General features: G+C 63.8%; 12 protein-coding genes. 6 read left to right on the top strand and 6 right to left on the bottom strand.

The window, feature by feature from the left end; genetic code table 11:
- The first annotated feature begins 78 nt into the window (after nt 1-78).
- The 5 genes from V1288_RS33925 to V1288_RS33905 all read left to right on the top strand — a co-directional run bounded on the left by V1288_RS33925 (nt 79) and on the right by V1288_RS33905 (nt 5,303).
- Nucleotides 79-303: a hypothetical protein gene (locus V1288_RS33925; RefSeq protein WP_334361133.1), complete on the top strand. Its 225-nt coding sequence runs from the start codon at nt 79-81 to the stop codon at nt 301-303.
- A 25-nt stretch (nt 304-328) separates the two neighbouring features.
- Complete coding sequence (locus tag V1288_RS33920) at nt 329-1,078, top strand: hypothetical protein (RefSeq protein ID WP_334361132.1); 750 nt, start codon at nt 329-331, stop codon at nt 1,076-1,078.
- Complete coding sequence (locus V1288_RS33915; RefSeq protein ID WP_334361131.1) at nt 1,041-2,735, top strand: IucA/IucC family protein; 1,695 nt, start codon at nt 1,041-1,043, stop codon at nt 2,733-2,735. The genes V1288_RS33920 and V1288_RS33915 overlap by 38 nt, the downstream gene beginning before the upstream one ends.
- A gap of 398 nt (nt 2,736-3,133) precedes the next feature.
- Nucleotides 3,134-3,874, top strand: a complete 741-nt coding sequence (locus V1288_RS33910) for a metallophosphoesterase family protein (RefSeq protein ID WP_334361130.1) — start codon at nt 3,134-3,136, stop codon at nt 3,872-3,874.
- Nucleotides 3,875-3,878: 4 nt separating this feature from the next.
- Nucleotides 3,879-5,303 carry a serine/threonine protein kinase gene (locus V1288_RS33905; protein ID WP_334361129.1) on the top strand — a complete coding sequence of 475 codons (1,425 nt, stop codon included), beginning with the start codon at nt 3,879-3,881 and terminating at the stop codon, nt 5,301-5,303.
- A 147-nt stretch (nt 5,304-5,450) separates the two neighbouring features.
- On the opposite strand, the gene V1288_RS33900 is transcribed toward V1288_RS33905, so the two are convergent.
- Both V1288_RS33900 and rpe read right to left on the bottom strand, forming a co-directional pair.
- Nucleotides 5,451-5,822: a DNA-directed RNA polymerase subunit N gene (locus V1288_RS33900; protein ID WP_334361128.1), complete on the bottom strand. Its 372-nt coding sequence runs from the start codon at nt 5,820-5,822 to the stop codon at nt 5,451-5,453.
- 148 nt (nt 5,823-5,970) lie between these two features.
- Complete coding sequence (gene rpe, locus V1288_RS33895) at nt 5,971-6,672, bottom strand: ribulose-phosphate 3-epimerase (protein ID WP_334361127.1); 702 nt, start codon at nt 6,670-6,672, stop codon at nt 5,971-5,973.
- Between the two features lie 256 nt (nt 6,673-6,928).
- On the opposite strand from rpe, the gene V1288_RS33890 reads away from it, so the two are divergent.
- Nucleotides 6,929-7,672, top strand: a complete 744-nt coding sequence (locus V1288_RS33890) for an EF-hand domain-containing protein (protein ID WP_334361126.1) — start codon at nt 6,929-6,931, stop codon at nt 7,670-7,672.
- A gap of 96 nt (nt 7,673-7,768) precedes the next feature.
- On the opposite strand, the gene V1288_RS33885 is transcribed toward V1288_RS33890, so the two are convergent.
- From V1288_RS33885 to V1288_RS33870, 4 genes are all read right to left on the bottom strand, one after another.
- Complete coding sequence (locus V1288_RS33885; protein WP_334361125.1) at nt 7,769-8,764, bottom strand: P1 family peptidase; 996 nt, start codon at nt 8,762-8,764, stop codon at nt 7,769-7,771.
- Between the two features lie 58 nt (nt 8,765-8,822).
- Complete coding sequence (locus V1288_RS33880) at nt 8,823-11,597, bottom strand: PAS domain S-box protein (protein WP_334361124.1); 2,775 nt, start codon at nt 11,595-11,597, stop codon at nt 8,823-8,825.
- A gap of 318 nt (nt 11,598-11,915) precedes the next feature.
- Entirely contained in the window at nt 11,916-13,409 is a 1,494-nt protein-coding gene (locus V1288_RS33875; protein WP_334361471.1) for an HWE histidine kinase domain-containing protein, read from the bottom strand.
- A 16-nt stretch (nt 13,410-13,425) separates the two neighbouring features.
- The gene (locus V1288_RS33870; protein WP_334361123.1) at nt 13,426-19,710 is read right to left on the bottom strand and encodes a HAMP domain-containing protein; all 6,285 of its coding nucleotides are present in this window, start codon (nt 19,708-19,710) and stop codon (nt 13,426-13,428) included.
- Nucleotides 19,711-19,949 lie beyond the last annotated feature (239 nt).

Here is a 19,949-nt window from a genome sequence, read left to right as displayed (position 1 = left end):
GCGACCATAGGCTGCATATGCTCGGCGCCTGACATATGGCGCGCAATCGTTGATGTGCCCCTCGAGGAGGATTCACCGATGGCGAAAAGTCCGAAGTCCAAAGCAAGAAAAGCGAAGGCCAAGAAGGCGGTGCCGGTACCCGAGCAAGAGTTCGGTAAGTTGAGCAAGGATGGCATCCCTGAAATCGACTTCAAGCTCCTCGAAAGATTTAAAAAGACGTTGAAAAGTGCGCGCTTTGCAAAGGTCAAATTCGTAGCGCGAAATGCGCCGTTCAAGAGGCGATCGGCAATCCTTCCGGGCTAGACGTCCACGCTAGGAGGGCCGGTTTGTGAACATCGCCGCCGAGCTCACCCTGAAATCTCTTCGCTCGCACTACCGGGCAGCGGGACCTTATTATCGCGACGCGCTGGTCACCGCCTGCCGCAAGGCACCGCCGCCGTTTGGGACCAAGAACTACGAAAAGATCTACCGCGACGTCGCCAGGGACCCGAACTGGATGACGCTGTCGCTCATCCAGAATGCGCAAGGGGAAGGCGAAGGCTCCGCGCACCTGTGGGACCTCGCGGCCTCCACTCCGGATCCCCACGTGGCCGCCCAGGTCAAAGCGCACGCGATCGACGAGTCCAGACACGCCAAAGCCTATGTCGCGATGCTGGATCTCACTTTTCCGGACATCGTCGACAACGAGTCCCATGCCCGGCTTGTTTCGCTGTCCCCCGGCTACACGCAGCGAAGCCCGATCGAGGCCCACGCGGGCTCTCCGTACGCGAGCGCGGTCACGCTCGACGATCTCATCCAGATGAACATCGCCGAGATCCGCACCCTGGTGCACCACATCATTCAACGGCCGATGCTGCTGGCATACTGCGCGCCCGAGCGGCGGCGTCGCTTGGCCCTTCTGCACGACCGCCTGCGGGTCGACGAGGCCCGCCATATCGGATACACCGCCGCGCTGATCGAGGAATTTGCGCAGCGGGGCAAGGCCGACGCGGTGAAGCGGCTCATGCAAGAGCGGATGAGCGACTTCAACGCGATCACGAATGAAGAGCTTGGAAGAGGCGCCTTCGAGCCTCTCTGATCATCGCCGCCTCCGGCGTGGCATGACGCTTCACGCTGTGAGACAGTGGGCCCGCGAGCGCCGGATCGGCGGGGCGCGGCTAGCGCGCGCCTACGAGGCCGCGCTTTTCGTCGCCGTGTCGCGGCTGCTCCAGGGGATATTCCGGGAGGGCCACGCGCCTCACGCGCGGCTGTGGCAAAGCGAGGCTGGCAAGTGGTTTCTCGATCTCGGCCACGAGCCGATGCTGCGGGCGCCGGTGGGTGGCCCGCTGCCCTTCCGACGGCTCGAACTGAACGGATTTCCATGGAAGATTGTCGCCGGCAGACGGCGCGCGCTACGCAGCACCCGGGCCTTCCTGAACGCCCTTCGCCTCTGCGTGGAGCCCTCGGAACTCGCCCAGCATTTCGATCGGCTCATCGCGGATTTCGACAACAGCTTCGCCAATCTGGTGATGAACCGTCTCATCGCCGAGGGGCTCGATGCCGGTGCGCAGGCCATCGAGCCCGCATATGAGGGCCATCATTACTATCCGTTTCCGGCGCTCCGGCTCGGACCGTCGCCCCGACAGGTGGCTGAGTGCTCGAATCTCTGCCGGAAGGCGATCGATCTGACGTTGGTCGCCGCTCGGCCGTGCCTGTTCGATTCCAGCGCGTTCGCGGATTATCGAACGTGCTTTCGCGCCTGGGCCGGCATTCCCCTTCCTCGAAACGTCGACGTCGTGATCCCGCTGCACCCGTGGCAAGTCGAGCTCTCGCCAGTAATCCGCGAGCTCTTGAAACGGCGATGGATTGCGGTCCTCGACACTCGCCTCGAGGCAATTCCCCTCGCATCGCAGCGGACGTGCCGCATTTTGCGGTCCGGCTTCGACGTTAAGCTGCCGATGGACGTCATACTGACGGGGGAAGATCGGCTGCTCTATCCCTTGAATCGCGCGAATGCGACCGCTTTCTCATCGCTCGCCCGCATCCTTTTGCGGCAGAGCGGAGAAAGCTATGTAGACTTCCAGTACGACGTGGCCTCAGTTGCCCATGCCGATCCATTTATCGGCATGCATCTCGCCATGATCGTCCGGGCGCCGGTATTGGCGGATGCCTCGGAGATTGTGGTCCCGGCGCTAAATCTCTGGTGCGGGCCGCAGCGGGCGCGCACGATGTTGGACTTCCGCGAGCGAGAGCACGCCTACGCATTCTTCCGCGTCTACTGCCGTGTGCTCATGCACGGTATGGTCGACTTCTATGCGCGACGGGGCATGGCGTTCGAGCCGCACCTGCAGAACGTGTACGTCGTACTGCGTAACGGCATGCCGTCGCGCATGATCCTGCGCGATCTCGACAGCACAATCCTCGATCCTCTCCGGATCCGCCCAGTAGCGCAGGCGAACGGGGTGCGGCTTGCACGCGGAACTTGGAAGCACATGCCGGACTATGGTGGTCGGCGACTGGCTCACGCCATGATGTATGGGCACCTCGGCGAGGTGATGTCCTATCTGGCCCGAGCCGCGCAGGCCGATCTAGCCAAGTTGAGTATTGCGGTGGAAGAGACGTGGGACGAGCTGGTCGCCCAAGCGCCGTCGGCAGCGTGCCGGAAGCGCGTGTGCGACTTGCGCCAGCAGGCGGACACCGTCGGGGCCATCCTATGGCGCCGCATCATGAGGGCGGAGCACACGACGTTCCGCTGATCACGACCAAAGGAGGTAACGGGGCAGTAAAAGCTGACATCGCGTCCCCCGCTGCCGAGGCGTACGACTCGCTGGACTTCTTGGATTCGCGGTGTATCGACAACAACCCCTCAAGACCTGTTTTGGCAGGCGGATTCAATACGTCGTGCGGCAGACGACGTTCAGGCGCACGGCGGGCGGAGGCCTGGGCCGGCGCGGATGAACGTTGGCTTGGGTCCCCAAAGCGGTAATTGCGGCGGCGCATGAGCGCGGTTGTGCCACTATCGTCCGCCGGTAGATCTGATCAACCTAACAGACTGCAGGCGCACCCGGACCGATTGCACGCCGCAGGCGGCCTGTTGTTTGATATCCATCAAGGCGCGCGCAAGTATGGGCGCGATGATGGATAGGGAGGAAACGTGCGGCTTGCCGTCTTTGCCGATATCCACGCCAACCGGCAGGCGTTCAGCGCGTGTCTCGAGTTCGCGCGCGCTCGCGGCGCGGAGCGGATCGTCTGTCTCGGCGATGTGGTCGGCTATGGCGCCGATCCGGAATGGGCGGTCGATACGGTGATGGACCTCGTTGCGGACGGCGCCATCGCCGTGATCGGCAACCACGATCACGCGATCAGCACCGCTTCGGAGACGATGAACGCTGAGGCCCAGGCTGCGATCGAATGGACCCGCGGCCGGCTCAGTGCGCCGCAACGGCGCTTTTTGGCAGAGCTGCCGCTGACCCGGCGCGAAGATGATCGCCTCTATGTGCATTCGGACGCATCGCACCCGTCGCGATGGCACTATGTGCGCGATACGTCGGATGCCGCACGCAGCATCGCGGCCACCGACGCCCATGTCACGTTCTGCGGGCACATCCACCGGCCGGCGCTCTATTCGATGTCATCGGCGGCGAAGATGACGAGTTTTGTTCCGACCACCGATGTGCCGGTGCAATTGCTCGGCGGCCGGCGCTGGCTCGCCGTGCTCGGCTCGGTCGGGCAGCCGCGGGACGGCGACCCAGCGGCGTCGTTCGCGATGCTCGATACGACGTCTCGCGAGATCACCTATTGCCGCGTGCCTTACGATGTGGAAACCGCTGCCGAACGCATCCGCGCCAATGGCCTGCCGCATTGGCTGGCCGATCGTCTGCTGATCGGGAGGTGAGGGGGTGGCAAAGCCTGCAATCGGACCTGGCGCCGAACTCGACGGCTTCACGATCGGCGAGTGCGTCCACCAGGGCGGCATGGCGACGCTATGGACGGTGACCCATCCCGGCATCACGGTGCCGCTATTGATGAAGGTCCCGCGGGTTGCCGAAGGCGAGGACCCGGCGGCGATCGTCAGCTTCGAGATGGAGCAGATGATCCTGCCGCGGCTGGCGGGCCCGCACGTGCCGGGTTGTTTCGGCACCGGCGATTTCGACCGGCGGCCCTACGTCGTCATGGAGCGCATCCCCGGCAAGACGCTGTATAGCCGGATCGGCGAATTGCCGCTTCCTTACGAAGAGGCGAGGGTGATCGGGGGCAAGATCGCGACCGCGCTGGCGGACCTGCACCGGCAGAACGTCATTCACCACGACATCAAGCCGAGCAGCATGATGTTTCGCACCTCCGGCGAATGCGTGCTGATCGATTTCGGCCTGTCGCATCACAACCAGTTGCCGGACCTGCTGCAGGAAGAATTTCGTCTGCCCTACGGCACCGCGCCCTATATGGCACCCGAGCGCCTGCTCGGCGTCCGCGACGATCCGCGCAGCGATCTGTTTTCGCTGGGCGTGCTTTTGTATTTCTTTACCACCGGCGAGCGGCCGTTCGGCGAGAGCGAAACGCTGCGCGGCATGCGCCGGCGGCTGTGGCGCGATCCCTATCCGCCGCGCAGGCTAACGGGCGATTATCCGCCATGGCTGCAGGAAATCGTGCTGCGCTGCCTGGAGATCGAACCGGTGTGGCGGCATCCGACGGCATCCCAACTGGCGTTCGAACTGGCGCACCCTGAGCAAGTCAAGCTGACGGCGCGCTCAGAACGGCTGCAGCGCGACCCGCTCTCCACGGTGTGGCGCCGCCGCTTCAATCGCGGCGTGACGCTGCCGCAACCGAAATCCGACGTCGCGGCCCAGCTTGCTTCGGGATCGATCGTGGTCGTTGCGGTCGATACCGAGGAGGGGTCGATCGCGCTCAATGAATGCCTGCGCCGCACCGCTGCGCAGCTACTCCAGACATTGCCGTCGGCGCGGCTCGCCTGCCTGAACGTGCTCAAGCTCGGGCGCATCACCATCGACAGGACGCTCGACGAGCAGGGCAACAACAAGCATATCGACCGCATGGTCGCGCTGCGGCACTGGGCGCAGCCGCTGCAACTCGACGAAAGCCGGCTCACGGTGCATGTGCTGGAGGCAATCGATCCCGCGGCCGCGATCCTGGAATTTACCAGGGTCAATCATGTCGATCACATCGTGATCGGGGCGCGGCAGAATTCGATGCTGCGCACGCTGCTCGGCAGCGTGTCAGCCAAGGTCGCGGCCGAGGCCGCCTGCACCGTGACGGTGGTGCGGCCGCCGCGGTCGGCGTCTGCGCCGGTGCAGGAAGGTGGCTAGAGCATGATCCGGAAAAGTGGATTCCGGTTTTCCCTCGCGACAAACGCGGAACGCGTTTGCGCGGAGATCATGCTCAAACAAAGAGATGAGATCACGATGCGATTCTATCGCGTCATGATCCAGCATCGGATCAGGCGGCGCGTGCGCTCAGTCGAGGGTCTGGACGGGCGGCAGCTTGCTGGCTGAACGCGGCGGGTTCGGCACGGGGCGACTGGCGATGCGGCCGCTCTGTTCGGCCTGACCGGCGGGGCTTGCGGCTTCCGCCCTGGCGCCGCGCACGCTGTCCCTTGAAGACTGCCTGCGGTGCCGCGACGACCGCGAGCCTTCCAGTCCCCACGACCGCGATATCGAAGGTCCGGCCGTATAACCGACGAACGCTCCGGCGACGGCCCCGACGGGGCCCAGCACGACGGCACCGGCCACCGCGCCTAGTGCGGCGTCACCTGCGCGTTGCGCGAGCGCGGCGGAGGGCGCGAGTAGCAGGAGCATGGCGGCGGTGGTGGTGTAGGCCTTGATCATATTCGCGTCCCATCCATGAAAGGCCGCAATGTTGATCCGCCTTTATGGCGAGATGCGTGACGCTTTGTGGCCGCAGCATGGAGCTTTCCGGTTCCATGGCTCGCTGCGCGCCTGTTGTGGCTTTCTTGCCGGCTCGCTGCGTTTTTCGTCAGACCGCTTCGCCGCGCGCCAGCGCCGCCGCGTGACGGATCGCGGAAATATTGGCCTTGTAGGCCTCTAATGTGCCGCCCTTGAATACCGCCGAGCCCGCGACCAGCGCATTGGCGCCGGCGGCGGCCAACTGGCCGGCCACGTCAGGGGCCACGCCGCCATCGACCTCGATATCGATCGCACGTCCCGCGGTCATCGCCCTGATGTCGCTGACCTTGCCGAGCGCTGACTTGATGAAAGCCTGGCCGCCGAAGCCGGGATTGACCGACATGACCAGCACCAGATCGATCAGGTCGATGACATATTCGATCGCGCTGGCCGGCGTGCCCGGGTTGAGCGAGACGCCGGCCTTCTTGCCGAGCGCGCGGATCGCCTGCAGCGAGCGATGCAGATGCGGGCCGGCCTCGGCATGGACGGTGATGTGATCGCAGCCTGCTTTTGCAAACGCTTCGAGATAGGGATCGCACGGCGAGATCATCAGATGCGCGTCGAAGATCTTCTTGGTGTGCGGGCGCATCGCCTTGATGACGTCGGGACCGTAGGAAATGTTGGGCACGAAATGCCCGTCCATCACGTCGAGATGGATCCAGTCGGCGCCGGCCGCGTCCACGGCGCGGACTTCTTCGCCCAGCTTGGCGAAATCCGCCGCCAGGATCGACGGCGCGATGACGAGGGGACGCGACGCAAATTGCTGAGACATGTGCGCTTTCCCAGATCTCTTCGAGGGGCAGGATGGCTCCGCGTAACATGCAGCGCGGCCGGGGGCAATGCGACCGCCAAGCTGTCCTGTGGGCGGGAAAAATCTGCCGGAGCGGGCATCTATTGCCGGGTTTGCCGGATCGAAACGGATGCGGGAAAGCCCGGTTTTATTGGGTTTTTCATCCTGGCACGGCGCTTGCTGAAGAACATGCACGAGCTATCGGCCGCGACCGGCGCGGCGTTGTTGGAGTTTTGCCATGTTCTTTGCTTTGGGCGCCGCGTCGTCGGCGATCGATGCCCTCAAGGCGCTGACGTCGTCGAAGTCGTCGTCCGCGCAATCCACCGGCCTCAGCCAGGACGCCAAGAGCCCGTTCGATCTCATGTCCTCGGGTTCGTCGGCTTCGGTCGGCTCGGGCTCGGGTTCCGGCGGCGGCGGTTCGCAGATATCGCCGCAGACCATGAGCGCGCTGCTTGATGCACAGAGCCAGTCCAGCTCGAATGTATCGTCGCTGTCGATGCGCTCAAAGTCGTTGAAGGAATGGTTCGCCAAGGTCGACAGCGACGGTGATGGCAAGATCAGCAAATCGGAGTTCGAGGCGCTCGGCGCCGACGCCAACAAGGCCGCCCAAGCCGGCAATGCTTTCGGCAAGCTCGATACGGATGGCGACGGTTCGATCAGCCTCAAGGAGCTGGCGTCGGCGCTGAAGGGCGGCAAGGGCCATCACAGCGATCGCGACGAGGCGGGCGGTGGCGGCGCAGGTTCCGATCCATTCTCGCAGGCCCTGCAGGGCGCTTCCACCACGTCCGTCACCAACAGCGACGGTTCGGTGACGACGTCGCTGACCTATGCGGACGGATCGAAGGTAACGATGACATCGGCCGCGAGCGGGAGCTCGTCCGCGTCAGCGACATCGTCCTACAATTTCATCGAGCAGATGATTCAGCGTCAGGCTCATGCAATTTCATCGGGCGCCACCGCATCGCTCTCGGTCAGCGCCTGAGCACGAGACCCGGCGGGATCCCTTCGGACTGCGGTCGCTTCTTTTTGGAGCATGATCTCTTCGGAAAACCGGTACCCACTTTTCCGGATCAGGCTTCTAACCGAAGCGATCGCTCCACGCCGGTAGCGCACCCGGAAAGGGTAGCGCGGTCGCACGATGGACGCCGCGCGCGATCGCGCGGGCGACCGTGTTGGCCGCCACCATGCCGAGTTCGGTGAGGCCGAACAGCGGATCGACCGGCTTCTTGCCGGTCGCGGCGGCAAACACCACGTCGCCATCCGTCGTTGCATGGACGGGATAGATGGCGCGCGCCATGCCGGTGTGCGCGATCATCGCCAGCCGTTTGGCCTGCGGCTTTGTCAGCACGGCGTCGGTGACCACGACCACCAGCGTGGTGCTCTCCGCAGCCGTTACCGCCAGTCCGCCCTTCAGGCGCGCCCGCAGCATATCCGGCGTGAACGAGGGCGGCAGTCCGCGCCCGCCAAACTCATTGCCTGTCTCGAACGGCGCCGCCCAGAACCACGGGCCGTCGCCGATGGTCACAGTGCCAACCGCATTGACCACCGCGAGCGCGCCGACGGCGACGCCGCCTTCGGTCTGCGCGGAAGCCGAGCCAAGCCCGCCCTTGAAATTCGCTGTCGTCGCGCCGAGCCCGGCGCCGACGCTGCCCAGCGCGAAATCGGCGCTCGCCGCACACGCTGCGGCGTAACCGAGATCGCGATAGGGCGGGAAACGGCCCCATGCCTTGTTGCCGCCGTTGAGCAGATCGAAACAGATCGCGCCCGGAACGATCGGGATGACCGCTTCGCGGATTCTTAAACCGCGGCCCTGTTCGGCAAGCCAGGCCTGCACGCCGCTCGCGGCATCCAGGCCGAGCGCCGAGCCGCCGGAAAGCGCGATGCCGTCGATCGCCTCCACAGTGCTTTCCGGCTTCAGCAGGGCATCCTCGCGGGTGCCCGGACCACCGCCGCGTACATCGATCGAGGCCACCGCAGGGGAATCGAACAGGATCGCGGTGACGCCGGAGGCGACCGCTGCATCGTGGGCGTGGCCGACGTGAACGCCGGATATGTCGGTGAGCAGATTTTTCAAAGAGCCGATCCGTGGGGCTGCAGTTCCATCCACGGATATATCAGCCGCCGGGAATGCTTCAACTGCCAAGCGCCAGTCTGATCATCCTGGCGAGTTCTGATTTGCGATAGGGTTTGGCGAGCAGCAGCACGCCGGAATCCAGCCGGCCATGATGGACGATGGCGTTCTCGGTATACCCTGATGTGAACAGGGTCTTGAGGCCCGGCCGCCGCTTCAGCGCCTCGTCGACGAGCTGGCGGCCGTTCATGGTGCCGGGCATGATCACGTCGGTGAAAAGCAGGTCGATGGTGGCGACGTCGTCGATGATGCGCAGGGCGTCGGAAGCGTTGGCCGCCTCGATCGTGGTGTAGCCCAGGCTCTCGATCTGGGTCATGACATAGCGCCGCACCAGCGAATCGTCCTCGACGACGAGGATCGTTTCGCTGCCGCCTTCAATATTCGCCGAGACCTTTGCTTCCGCGGCGGTCTGCTGCAGTCCCGTCGCCCGCGGCAGGTAGATCTTGACGGATGTGCCGTGGCCTTCCTCGCTGTAGATCTTGATATGACCGCCCGACTGCTTGACGAAGCCGAACACCATGCTGAGGCCAAGGCCGGTGCCTCTGCCGACCTCCTTGGTGGTGAAAAAGGGTTCGAACACCCGTTCAAGCAGCGCGGCGGGGATGCCGGTGCCGGTATCGCTGACGGCGATCATGACATAGTGGCCAGGTGTGACCTCGCTGTGCATGCCGGCATAGTTCTCGTCGAGATAGACGTTGCCGGTCTCGAGTGCGAGCTTGCCGCCATTGGGCATGGCATCGCGCGCGTTGATTGCCAGATTGAGAACGGCCGTGGCGAGCTGGTTCGGATCGGCCAGCGCAGTCCACGCGTCCTCGGCCAGAAGCGGCGTGATTTCGATATGTTCGCCAAGTGTAGGATGCAGCAGCTTGGCGGCTTCCAGCACCAGCGCATTGACGTCGACTTCAACCGGCTGCAGCGGCTGCTTGCGGGCAAAGGCGAGCAGATGCCTGGTCAGGTTGGCCCCGCGTTCGGCGGCTTCGTCGATCAGCTTGGCGATGGCGGCGAGCTGGGGCTGATCGGCGACGGCTTCTTCCAGAATGCCGATGGTGCCGGTGATCACGGTCAGGATGTTGTTGAAGTCGTGCGCGACGCCGCCCGTGAGCTGGCCGACTGCATCCATTTTCTGCGCATGCCGCAATTGGGCTTCCGCGGCTTGTTTTTCGGTCAGGTCCCGGCCGATGAAGAAGTGGCGGCGGACCGGCTCCGACCAGTTTCCGGTCCAGTTCAGCGCGACGGCCTTGCCTTCCTTGTTGACATAGCGCGTCTCGAAATTGCGCTTGCTCTGCCCCCGTCGCCCCGCCCGCATTTCCCTGCGAGTGTGTTCGAGATCGTCGGGGTGGATGAATTCGATCGCGCTGCGTCCGACCATGTCGGAGGGCTGATAGCCGAGTATCGCGGTGACGCTCGGGCTGACCTGGATGAAGTTGCCGGCAGAGTCGGTGACGAAGATCAGGTCGTTCGAGGAATCGAAGATGCGCCTCCGCTCCTCGATTTCCTGGCTGAGCGCTTGCTGTGTCCGCTTGCTCTCGGTGATGTCGTGGGCAGCTTTGGAAACGCCGACAATCTTGCCGGACGCGGTGCGGATGGGAGAGATGCTCAGCGAAACGTCGACAGTGCTGCCATCCTTGCGCATGCGCGACGTCTCGTAATGTGCAATCGGCTCGCCTCGGCCGATCCGTTCGACGATATTGCGTACCTCGTCGTGCCGCTCCGGCGGGACGATAATGTTGATGCTCTTGCCCAACGCTTCGGCCGCCGTGAAGCCGAACAGGCGTTCAGCGGCTCCGTTCCAACTCGTGATGGTGCCGTCCAGCAGTTTGGTGATGATGGCGTCGTTGGACGATTCCACGACAGCGCTAAAAAGGCTGTCGCGCTCGGTGCGAAGGTCTCTTTCAGAGGCGGCTTGCAGGCGCAATGATCCGAATAGGCGCGCCAGCTTCGCCTGCAGGCCGACATTGTCGACAAGCAGGACGGCGAGCACGAAGCTCGCGGCGCAGAGGCTGTAGATGCGGCCGAGATAGAAGCCGACGTCGAATCGCGCCACGTTCAGGATCGCCGACAGGGCGATGTCGAACAGCCAGGCGCACATCACCACCATCAGCCAGACGTCGAGGACGAAGTGCGGCCTGCGAAGACATAGCGCCGCCAATGCCGCGAAGCTGAGGCACCATACGGTCGAAACCACGGCGAGCATGATGGGGGTGTAATGGCCGCCGCTCAGAAGGATCGGCAGACGGTCGTGTTGGGCGGTTACGACCCAGGTGAACGCGGCGATCGCGACACCGACTGCAACGATGCTCGTAACGACTGCTGCGCGCGTCGAGCCCCGTATCTTCGGCTCGTTGTCCCTTGCTTTTAGCAGCGCATAGCAGAGGACGAGCAGCGGAAACCCGCCGTGCCAGATCATGTAGAGCCAGACGGTGGTCTGCGTTCCCGCACCGAGCAGCCCGCCGGGCGCGAACAGGCCGGGAAAGGTCAGGGCGTGGACGACTGCCGCCATGGCCGTGAACAAATATCCGTTCGCGAGCAGCAGCAGCGCCCGCGAGCGGGAAACCCCGAACTGCGAAAACAAAAGAACGGCGGTGATCAGGCCATTGATGGCCAATGCGGACTGATTGCTTGCAACGAAGGCCGGGATCGGGGTGAGCGGCACGCCGGCAAACGGCACCGCGCAGACGAACAGCACTGTCGAGACGCCGACGACGGCGAGCGCGGGAATGCGATCGCCACGGGTCGCCGGCATGGTCGAAAGAAAGATGTTGCGCTCGTTACCCATTGTCGTCTCCGGCAAACTGGCAGCGAACGCGCCATGACAATAGCTTCAAACGCGCGAAAAATAACGCATTCGACGCGGACACCCAGCCGATAGTTGGACGCCGCTGAAATCGACGCCCCTGGAATCGCACCCAGAGGTTACGCTAACGACACCTCGGCGGGAATCAACTCAAGGTTCCATATTACCGGACGATACCTGGAGGAAAACGCGACGAGCGCGCCGGACCTGATGCGCGCGATCGAAGCGGCGCAGGGTTCGCTCCGGCAGCCGACTGGGGCCGCCGCAGCAGCGGTGCGATAGGTTTCATTGCTGACCACGTCACCGCTCCGCGCGCCGCAGGGCGTTGCCGTCGGCGGCGGCCTCAAGGAGTGAAACCGGATCGGCGGCAAACTGCCGATGCGGCAAGGGGACCGAGAGGCCACAAACCAGGCCTTCCGGGCGCCAATCGAATTCCGCGTGGCCGCCGAGCTGCGACTCGATGCTGGCGATCACGCTTCTGGTTCCGAACCCGCGCGATACCGGTTTCTCGACCGGCGGCCCGCCGGCCTCCACCCATAGGATCTTGAGAAGGCCCGCCTGGTCTTCCCAACTCACCGACAGCCGGCCCGACAGCGCCGACAGGGCGCCGTACTTTGCCGAGTTGGTGACGAGTTCGTGCAGCGCCAGCGCCACCGTCTGAGCCGTCGCCGGCTCGAGCTGGACCTCCGGACCGGACAGGTCGATCTGTTCGCCGGTGGAATAGGGCGCCAGTTCCTCGGAGATCAGCTTCCTAATTTCGGCGCCTTGCCAGCTCGACAGCGAAAGCACGGTGTGTACGCGTGCAAGCGCGTTGATCCGTCCTTCGACCGACCGGACGTAGCTCTTCACGTTTTCGCCGCGCGTCAACCGGACGATGGATTGCGCCAGCGCCAGCGCGTTCTTGGCGCGATGATCGACCTCTCGCGCCAGCAGGTTTTGCCGCTCCTCGGCCTGCTTGCGCTCGGTAATATCGACGGTGACGCCGCTGACGCGGATGACGCGGCCGCCCTTGTCGGCGCTCGCCGCCGCCGTTCCGGCGCACCAGCGCACCTCGCCATTCGGCCGGATGATGCGGAATTCCGCTTCATATGATTTCGCGCCTCGCGCGAAGCTCGCCCAGGCCTCGTGCAATTCATGAACGTCGTCGGGATGAAACAGCGCCTGGATATTGGCGGGTGTCAGCTCGAACTTGCGGGGATCGAGGCCGAGTATCTGATACTGGCCTTCGTCCCACATCCAGTCGCCGTTGACCCAGTCCCAGTCCCAGGATCCCATCTTGCCGGCCGCGATCGCCAGACTGCGGCGCTGCTCGCTTTCCAGAAGCCTGGCGTGCGATTCCTCAAGCTCGGCGGTGCGGGCGCGCACGCGATCTTCGAGTTCGCTGTTGAGGCGCTCGAGCTGGCGCGTCTTGCGATAGAGTTCGGCGAACACCTTGATCTTGGCGCGCAACACTTCCGGCACCACCGGCACCGGAACGTAGTCGACCGCGCCCATCTCGTAGCCGCGTAGCCGGTCGATGTCGCTGACCTGGATCGCGGAGATGAATATCATCGCGGTCTTCTGGAAGCGGGGATGTTCGCGGATCATGGCCGCGAGTTCGAACCCATCCAGTTCCGGCATGCAGACGTCGACCAGGATGATGGCGACGTCGTTTCGGAGCAGGAACTCGAGCGCTTCGCGCCCGGACGAAGCCTTGACCAGGTTCTCGCCGAGCTCCTTCAGGATGACTTCATAGGCGAGCAGCTTCGCCGGCTGATCGTCAACCAGAAGAATATTTACTTTCTCTTGATCCATCATCTGTTTACGCCGGTCAGCGGTGTAACCACATTCGGATGGCGAGCAGCAACTGCTCGGTATTGACGGGCTTGGCGAGATAGTCCGAAGCGCCGGCTTCGAGACATTTCTCGCGGTCGCCCTTCATCGCCTTGGCGGTCAGCGCGATGATCGGGAGACGACCGAAAGACGAGTTTTGCCGGATAACGCCGATGGTCTGATATCCGTCCATTTGCGGCATCATGATATCCATCAGCACGATTGCGATATTCGGATTGGATTCGACAAGCGCGATGGCCTCATGGCCTGTCGTCGCGGTCAGGACCTTCATGCCGCGCCGTTCTAATACGCTCGACAGCGCAAAGATGTTCCGGGCGTCATCGTCCACCAGAAGTGCGGTTTTGCCAACGAGATCCTCATCGGAGCTATTGAGCTTTTCGAGCATTCTTTGCTTCTCGACTGGCAATTCCGTGATCACACGGTGCAAAAACAGCGACGTTTCGTCGAGCAGGCGTTCCGGCGACTCGACGCCTTTCACCACGATGCTTCTCGCCATGGTGTGAAGTTCCGCATCCTCCTCGACGGAAAGTTCCCGTCCCGTGAACACCACGACCGGCACGTTCGACAGCGCTTCGTCATTGCGGATGCGGTCAAGCACCTCGAAGCCGCTCATGTCCGGCAGCCGCAGATCCAGCACGACGCAATCGCACGGTTGGTTCCGCAGCGTCGACAGCGCATCGGCGCCGGTATCTGACGTGAGGATCTCGATGTCGTCGTGCCCGAGCAATTCGGTGATGCTCATCTGCTCGGCGACGTTGTCCTCCACGATCAGAAGCCGCTTGCGGCGGGGCTTTGCATATTCCTTGATCTGCGACAGCGCCGCGCTGACGCCTTCCGTCGTCGTCGGCTTGTTGACGAAGGAAAATGCGCCGCGCGCCAGCGCATGCTGACGGTCTTCGTCGAGCGTGATGATCTGCACCGGAATGTGCCGCGTCAGCGGATTGTGCTTGAGCTGGCTCAGCACGGTCCAGCCCAGCATATCCGGGAGGAATACGTCGAGCGAAACCGCGGCCGGCTGAAATTGCTTGGCGAGTTCGAGTGCCTCGGCGCCGCGGCTGGCGACCAGCACCTTGAAGCCCTTGTCGCGCGCCAGATCGATCAGTACCCGCGCATAATGCGGATCGTCCTCGACGATCAGCAGGATGGTATCTCCCGGCGCGAGGTCGAGGCGGTCGTCGGGCAATTGCTCGATGACCCGCTCCTGCGTCGCCGCGACCTGAACCGCGGGCGCGGGCGTGAACGGGGCAGGGGAGCGCGGCGCAACGGTGGGACCGGCATATTTCAGCGGCAGATAAAGCACGAAGGTAGAGCCCTTGCCGGGCGCGCTGCGCAGATGAATCTCGCCGCCGAGCAGGCCCGCGAGCTCGCGGCTGATGGCAAGGCCAAGGCCGGTGCCGCCGTATTTGCGGCTGGTGCCGGCGTCCGCCTGCTGGAACGCCTCGAAGATCAGCTTCTGCTTTTCCAGCGGAATGCCGATGCCGGTGTCGGTCACTTCGAAGGCGACCACGGCGGGCGCGTGATTGAGGATCGGGTGTTCGGCGCTCCAGCCGCCGACGGCGGCCGAGACGTTCAGCTTCACGCCGCCCTCCGCGGTAAACTTGAACGCGTTAGACAGCAGGTTCTTCAGAACCTGCTGCAGGCGTTTGGAGTCGGTTACCATGCTGCGGGCGAGGTTCTCGTCGACATTGATGTTGAACGAGAGATGGCGGTTCTCGGCCTCGTGCTTGAACGGCCGCCCGACGGTTTCCAGGAGGTTCGATGTCAGGATCTCCTCGGCGTCGACGGTGACGGTGCCGGATTCGATCTTGGACAGATCGAGAATATCGCTGATCAGGTTGAGCAGGTCGGTGCCGGCGCCGTGAATGGTGCGGGCGAATTCGACCTGCTTGGCCGACAGATTGCCGTCCGGATTTTCGGTGAGCTGCTGGCCGAGGATCAGGATGCTGTTGAGCGGCGTGCGCAGCTCATGCGACATGTTGGCGAGGAATTCGGACTTGTACTTCGAGGTCAGCGAAAGCTCGGTCGCCTTTTCCTCGAGCGCGCGCCGCGCCTGTTCGATTTCCTGGTTCTTTCGTTCCACCTCGACATTGCGCTCGGCGAGTTGCTGGGCCTTCTGTTCGAGCTGCTCGTTGGTCTGCTGCAACTCCTTCTGCTGGGTTTGCAACTCGCCGGCGAGTTGCTGGGATTGCTTCAGCAGGCCCTCGGTCTGCATCGTGGCCTCGATGGAGTTGAGCACGATGCCGATGCTGTCGGTCAATTGTTCGAGGAACGTCATCTGCGAGGTGGTGAACGAAGAGATCGAGGAAAGCTCGATGACGGCCTTCACCTGGTTCTCGAACAGCACCGGAAGCACGACGATATTCTTCGGGATCACGCGCAACAGCGCCGAATTGATCGGCGCCGTGTCGCCCGGGATGTCCGCCACCAGCCGCTGACGCTTGTCCATGGCACACTGGCCGATCAACCCTTCGCCGAACTGCACGACGAGCGGATGCGGATTGGCGCCATCGCCGGCATAGGCCGAGAGCAGGCGCAACTGCGGGCTGTCGGCATTCTCGGTCTGATAGATCACGCCCATATGTGCGTTGATCAGCGGCGCCAGTTCGGTCAGCAGCAGCCGGCCGACGGTGGAGAGGTCGCGCTGCCCCTGCAGCATGTTGGTGAATTTGGCGAGGTTGGTCTTGAGCCAGTCCTGCTCGGTGTTCACCTGGGTGGTGAGGCGGAGATTGCCGATCATCGTGTTGATGTTGTCTTTGAGTTCGGCGACTTCGCCGCGGGCGTCGACCTGGATCGAGCGGGTCAGGTCGCCCTTGGTCACGGCGGTCGCGACCTCGGCGATCGCGCGCACCTGCGAGGTCAGGTTGGCGGCGAGCAGGTTGACGTTGCCGGTGAGGTCCTTCCAGGTGCCGGCGGCACCGGGCACGTTGGCCTGGCCGCCGAGCCGTCCCTCGACGCCGACTTCGCGCGCCACGCTGGTGACCTGGTCGGCGAAGGTGGCGAGCGTCTCCGTCATGTTGTTGATGGTGTCGGCAAGCGCTGCGACTTCGCCCTTCGATTTCACCGTCAGGTTCTGCTTCAGGTCGCCGTCGGCGACCGCGGTCACGACCTTGACGATGCCGCGCACCTGTTCGGTCAGATTGGCCGCCATGAAGTTGACGGTGTCGGTCAGGTCCTTCCAGGTGCCGGCGACGCCCGGGACCTGCGCCTGACCGCCGAGCTTGCCCTCGGTGCCGACTTCGCGCGCGACGCGCGTCACTTCGCCGGCAAAGGCGTTGAGCTGGTCGACCATCGTGTTGATGGTGTTCTTCAGTTCGAGGATTTCGCCCTTCACGTCCACCGTGATCTTGCGCGACAGGTCGCCGCGCGCCACGGCGGTGGTGACTTCGGCGATGTTGCGGACCTGGGTGGTGAGGTTGGCCGCCAGGAGGTTGACGTTGTCGGTGAGATCCTTCCAGGTGCCGCCGACGCCGGGCACCACGGCCTGACCGCCGAGCCGGCCCTCGGTGCCGACCTCGCGTGCCACGCGCGTCACTTCGGCGGCAAACGAGCGAAGCTGCTCGACCATCGTATTGAGGGTGTCTTTCAGCAGCAGGATTTCACCGCGGACGTCGACCGTGATCTTCTTCGACAGGTCGCCGCCGGCGATGGCGGTGGCGACCTCGGCGATGTTGCGGACCTGCGCGGTCAGGTTCGAGGCCATGAAGTTGACGTTGTCGGTGAGGTCCTTCCAGGTGCCGGCCACTTCGGGCACCTGGGCCTGGCCGCCGAGCTTGCCTTCGGTGCCGACCTCGCGCGCCACGCGCGTGACTTCCGACGCAAACGCGTTGAGCTGGTCCACCATCGTGTTGACGGTGTTCTTCAGCTCGAGAATCTCGCCCTTGACGTCGACCGTGATCTTCTTCGACAGGTCGCCCTTGGCCACCGCCGTGGTCACTTCGGCGATGTTGCGGACCTGGCCGGTCAGATTGCCGGCCATCGAGTTGACGTTGTCGGTGAGGTCCTTCCAGGTGCCGGCGACGCCGGGCACGTTGGCCTGACCGCCCAATCGCCCCTCGGTGCCGACCTCGCGCGCCACGCGGGTCACTTCGCCGGCAAAGCGGTTGAGCTGGTCGACCATCGTGTTGAGCGTTTCCTTGAGCTGCAGGATCTCGCCGCGCACGTCGACCGTGATCTTGCGCGACAGGTCGCCGCCGGCGATCGCGGTGGCGACCTCGGCGATGTTGCGGACCTGCGCGGTCAGATTGCCGGCCATCGAGTTCACGCTGTCGGTCAAATCCTTCCAGGTGCCGGCGACGCCGGTCACCTGGGCCTGGCCGCCGAGTTTGCCGTCGGTGCCGACCTCGCGCGCCACACGGGTCACTTCGCTCGCAAAAGCGTTGAGCTGGTCGACCATCGTATTGAGCGTTTCCTTCAACTGAAGGATTTCGCCTGACACGTTGACGGTGATCTTTTTCGACAGGTCGCCCTTGGCGACGGCGGTCGCGACTTCGGCGATGTTGCGGACCTGAGCGGTGAGGTTGCCGGCCATCGAATTGACGTTGTCGGTGAGGTCCTTCCAGGTGCCGGCGACGCCGCGCACGTTGGCCTGGCCGCCGAGCTTGCCTTCGGTGCCGACCTCGCGCGCCACGCGCGTCACTTCGCCGGCAAACGCGTTGAGCTGGTCCACCATCGTGTTGATGGTGTCCTTCAGCTCCAGAATTTCGCCGCGGACGTCCACCGTGATCTTCTTCGACAGGTCGCCATTGGCGACCGCAGTCGTCACCTCGGCGATGTTGCGGACCTGCGCCGTCAGGTTGGAAGCCATCGAGTTGACGCTCTCGGTGAGGTCCTTCCAGGTGCCGGCGACGCCGAGCACATTGGCCTGACCGCCGAGCCGTCCCTCGGTGCCGACTTCGCGCGCCACGCGCGTCACTTCACCGGCAAAGGCGTTGAGCTGGTCGACCATCGTATTGAGCGTTTCCTTCAACTGAAGGATTTCGCCCGACACGTTCACGGTGATCTTCTTGGAAAGGTCGCCGCCGGCGATGGCGGTCGCGACGTCGGCGATGTTGCGGACCTGCGCCGTCAGGTTGGAGGCCATGAAGTTGACGTTGTCGGTGAGGTCCTTCCAGGTGCCGGCAACGCCGGGAACCTGGGCCTGACCGCCGAGCTTGCCTTCGGTGCCGACTTCGCGGGCGACGCGGGTCACTTCCGACGCGAACGAGTTGAGCTGGTCGACCATCGTGTTGATGGTGTCCTTCAGCTCCAGGATTTCGCCGCGGACGTCGACCGTGATCTTGCGCGAGAGGTCGCCGCGGGCGACCGCGGTGGTGACGTTGGCGATGTTGCGGACCTGGGCTGTGAGGTTGCCGCACATCGCGTTGACGGAGTCGGTCAGATCCTTCCAGGTGCCGGCGACGCCGGGGACGATGGCCTGGCCGCCGAGCTTGCCGTCGGTGCCGACTTCGCGTGCCACACGGGTCACTTCGGAGGCAAAGGATCGAAGCTGGTCCACCATCGTATTGATGGCTTCCTTGAGCTGCAGGATCTCGCCGCGGACGTCGACCGTGATCTTTTTCGACAGGTCGCCGTTGGCCACCGCGATGGTGACCTCGGCGATGTTGCGGACCTGGCCGGTCAGGTTGTTGGCCATCGAGTTGACGCTCTCGGTCAGGTCCTTCCAGACGCCGGTCACCTCCGGCACCTGGGCCTGGCCGCCGAGCTTGCCTTCGGTGCCGACCTCGCGCGCCACGCGCGTCACTTCCGAGGTGAACACGCCAAGCTGCTTGATCATCGTGTTGACGATATTGGCCGACTGCAAAAATTCGCCGCCCAGCGGGCGGCCGTCGACGTCGAGTTTCACGGTTTGCAGAAGGTCGCCCTGCGCGACGGCGGCGACCGCGCGCGTGACTTCGCGGGTCGGCCACAGCAGGTCGTCGATCAGTGTGTTGACGGAGCCTTCCATGTCCGCCCACGAGCCGCTCGAGAGGTCGAACTTGACACGCTGCCGGGTCTTGCCCTCGCGGCCGACGACCTGGCCGACGTGTTCAAGCTGCTGCGCCATGCGCTGGTTGGCGGCGACGATTTCGTTGAAGGTATCGGCGATCTTGCCTTCGATGCCGAGGTGATCGCCGGTCATGCGTACCGAGAAATCGCCGGCGCGCATCGCCTGCAAGGCGTGCAGCAGATCCTGCATCGGATCGGACGTGCCGTTGGTGGTGGCTGGTTGGGATTTGGCGACCCGGCGAACGGAGGGTGATGCTCCAGGGGAAAGATCACTCATGGTGTTTCCTCGGCCAGTTCGCGCGCAAATCACTTGGGCTGAAATGCGATTTCACAGATAGAACCGCTGCCCCACCGGCAGATCAAGTTGGAATAACGGTTAAGGTCGAGAAATCAATGACATGGAACTCAGCCCAACGCGGCTTAATGCAGCGGGAACCCAATTGTTCCAGCGATCGGAAAATTATCTGGAACCCAAAATGAAAACGCCCCGGCAAGCCGGGGCGTTTGAAGTTCTGA

Origin of the sequence: Bradyrhizobium sp. AZCC 2176 (assembly GCF_036924645.1) — a bacterium.
GTDB lineage: Bacteria > Pseudomonadota > Alphaproteobacteria > Rhizobiales > Xanthobacteraceae > Bradyrhizobium.
This window is presented reverse-complemented; position numbering and strand designations above follow the sequence as displayed.

What these genes read in the sequence shown, in the direction of transcription:
- V1288_RS33875 (WP_334361471.1), bottom strand. Translation starts at nt 13,409, where the DNA reads ATGGATCAAGAGAAAGTAAATATTCTTCTGGTTGACGATCAGCCGGCG.
- V1288_RS33890 (WP_334361126.1), top strand. Translation starts at nt 6,929, where the DNA reads ATGTTCTTTGCTTTGGGCGCCGCGTCGTCGGCGATCGATGCCCTCAAG.
- V1288_RS33880 (WP_334361124.1), bottom strand. Translation starts at nt 11,597, where the DNA reads ATGGGTAACGAGCGCAACATCTTTCTTTCGACCATGCCGGCGACCCGT.
- V1288_RS33870 (WP_334361123.1), bottom strand. Translation starts at nt 19,710, where the DNA reads ATGAGTGATCTTTCCCCTGGAGCATCACCCTCCGTTCGCCGGGTCGCC.
- V1288_RS33915 (WP_334361131.1), top strand. Translation starts at nt 1,041, where the DNA reads ATGAAGAGCTTGGAAGAGGCGCCTTCGAGCCTCTCTGATCATCGCCGC.
- rpe (WP_334361127.1), bottom strand. Translation starts at nt 6,672, where the DNA reads ATGTCTCAGCAATTTGCGTCGCGTCCCCTCGTCATCGCGCCGTCGATC.
- V1288_RS33925 (WP_334361133.1), top strand. Translation starts at nt 79, where the DNA reads ATGGCGAAAAGTCCGAAGTCCAAAGCAAGAAAAGCGAAGGCCAAGAAG.
- V1288_RS33900 (WP_334361128.1), bottom strand. Translation starts at nt 5,822, where the DNA reads ATGATCAAGGCCTACACCACCACCGCCGCCATGCTCCTGCTACTCGCG.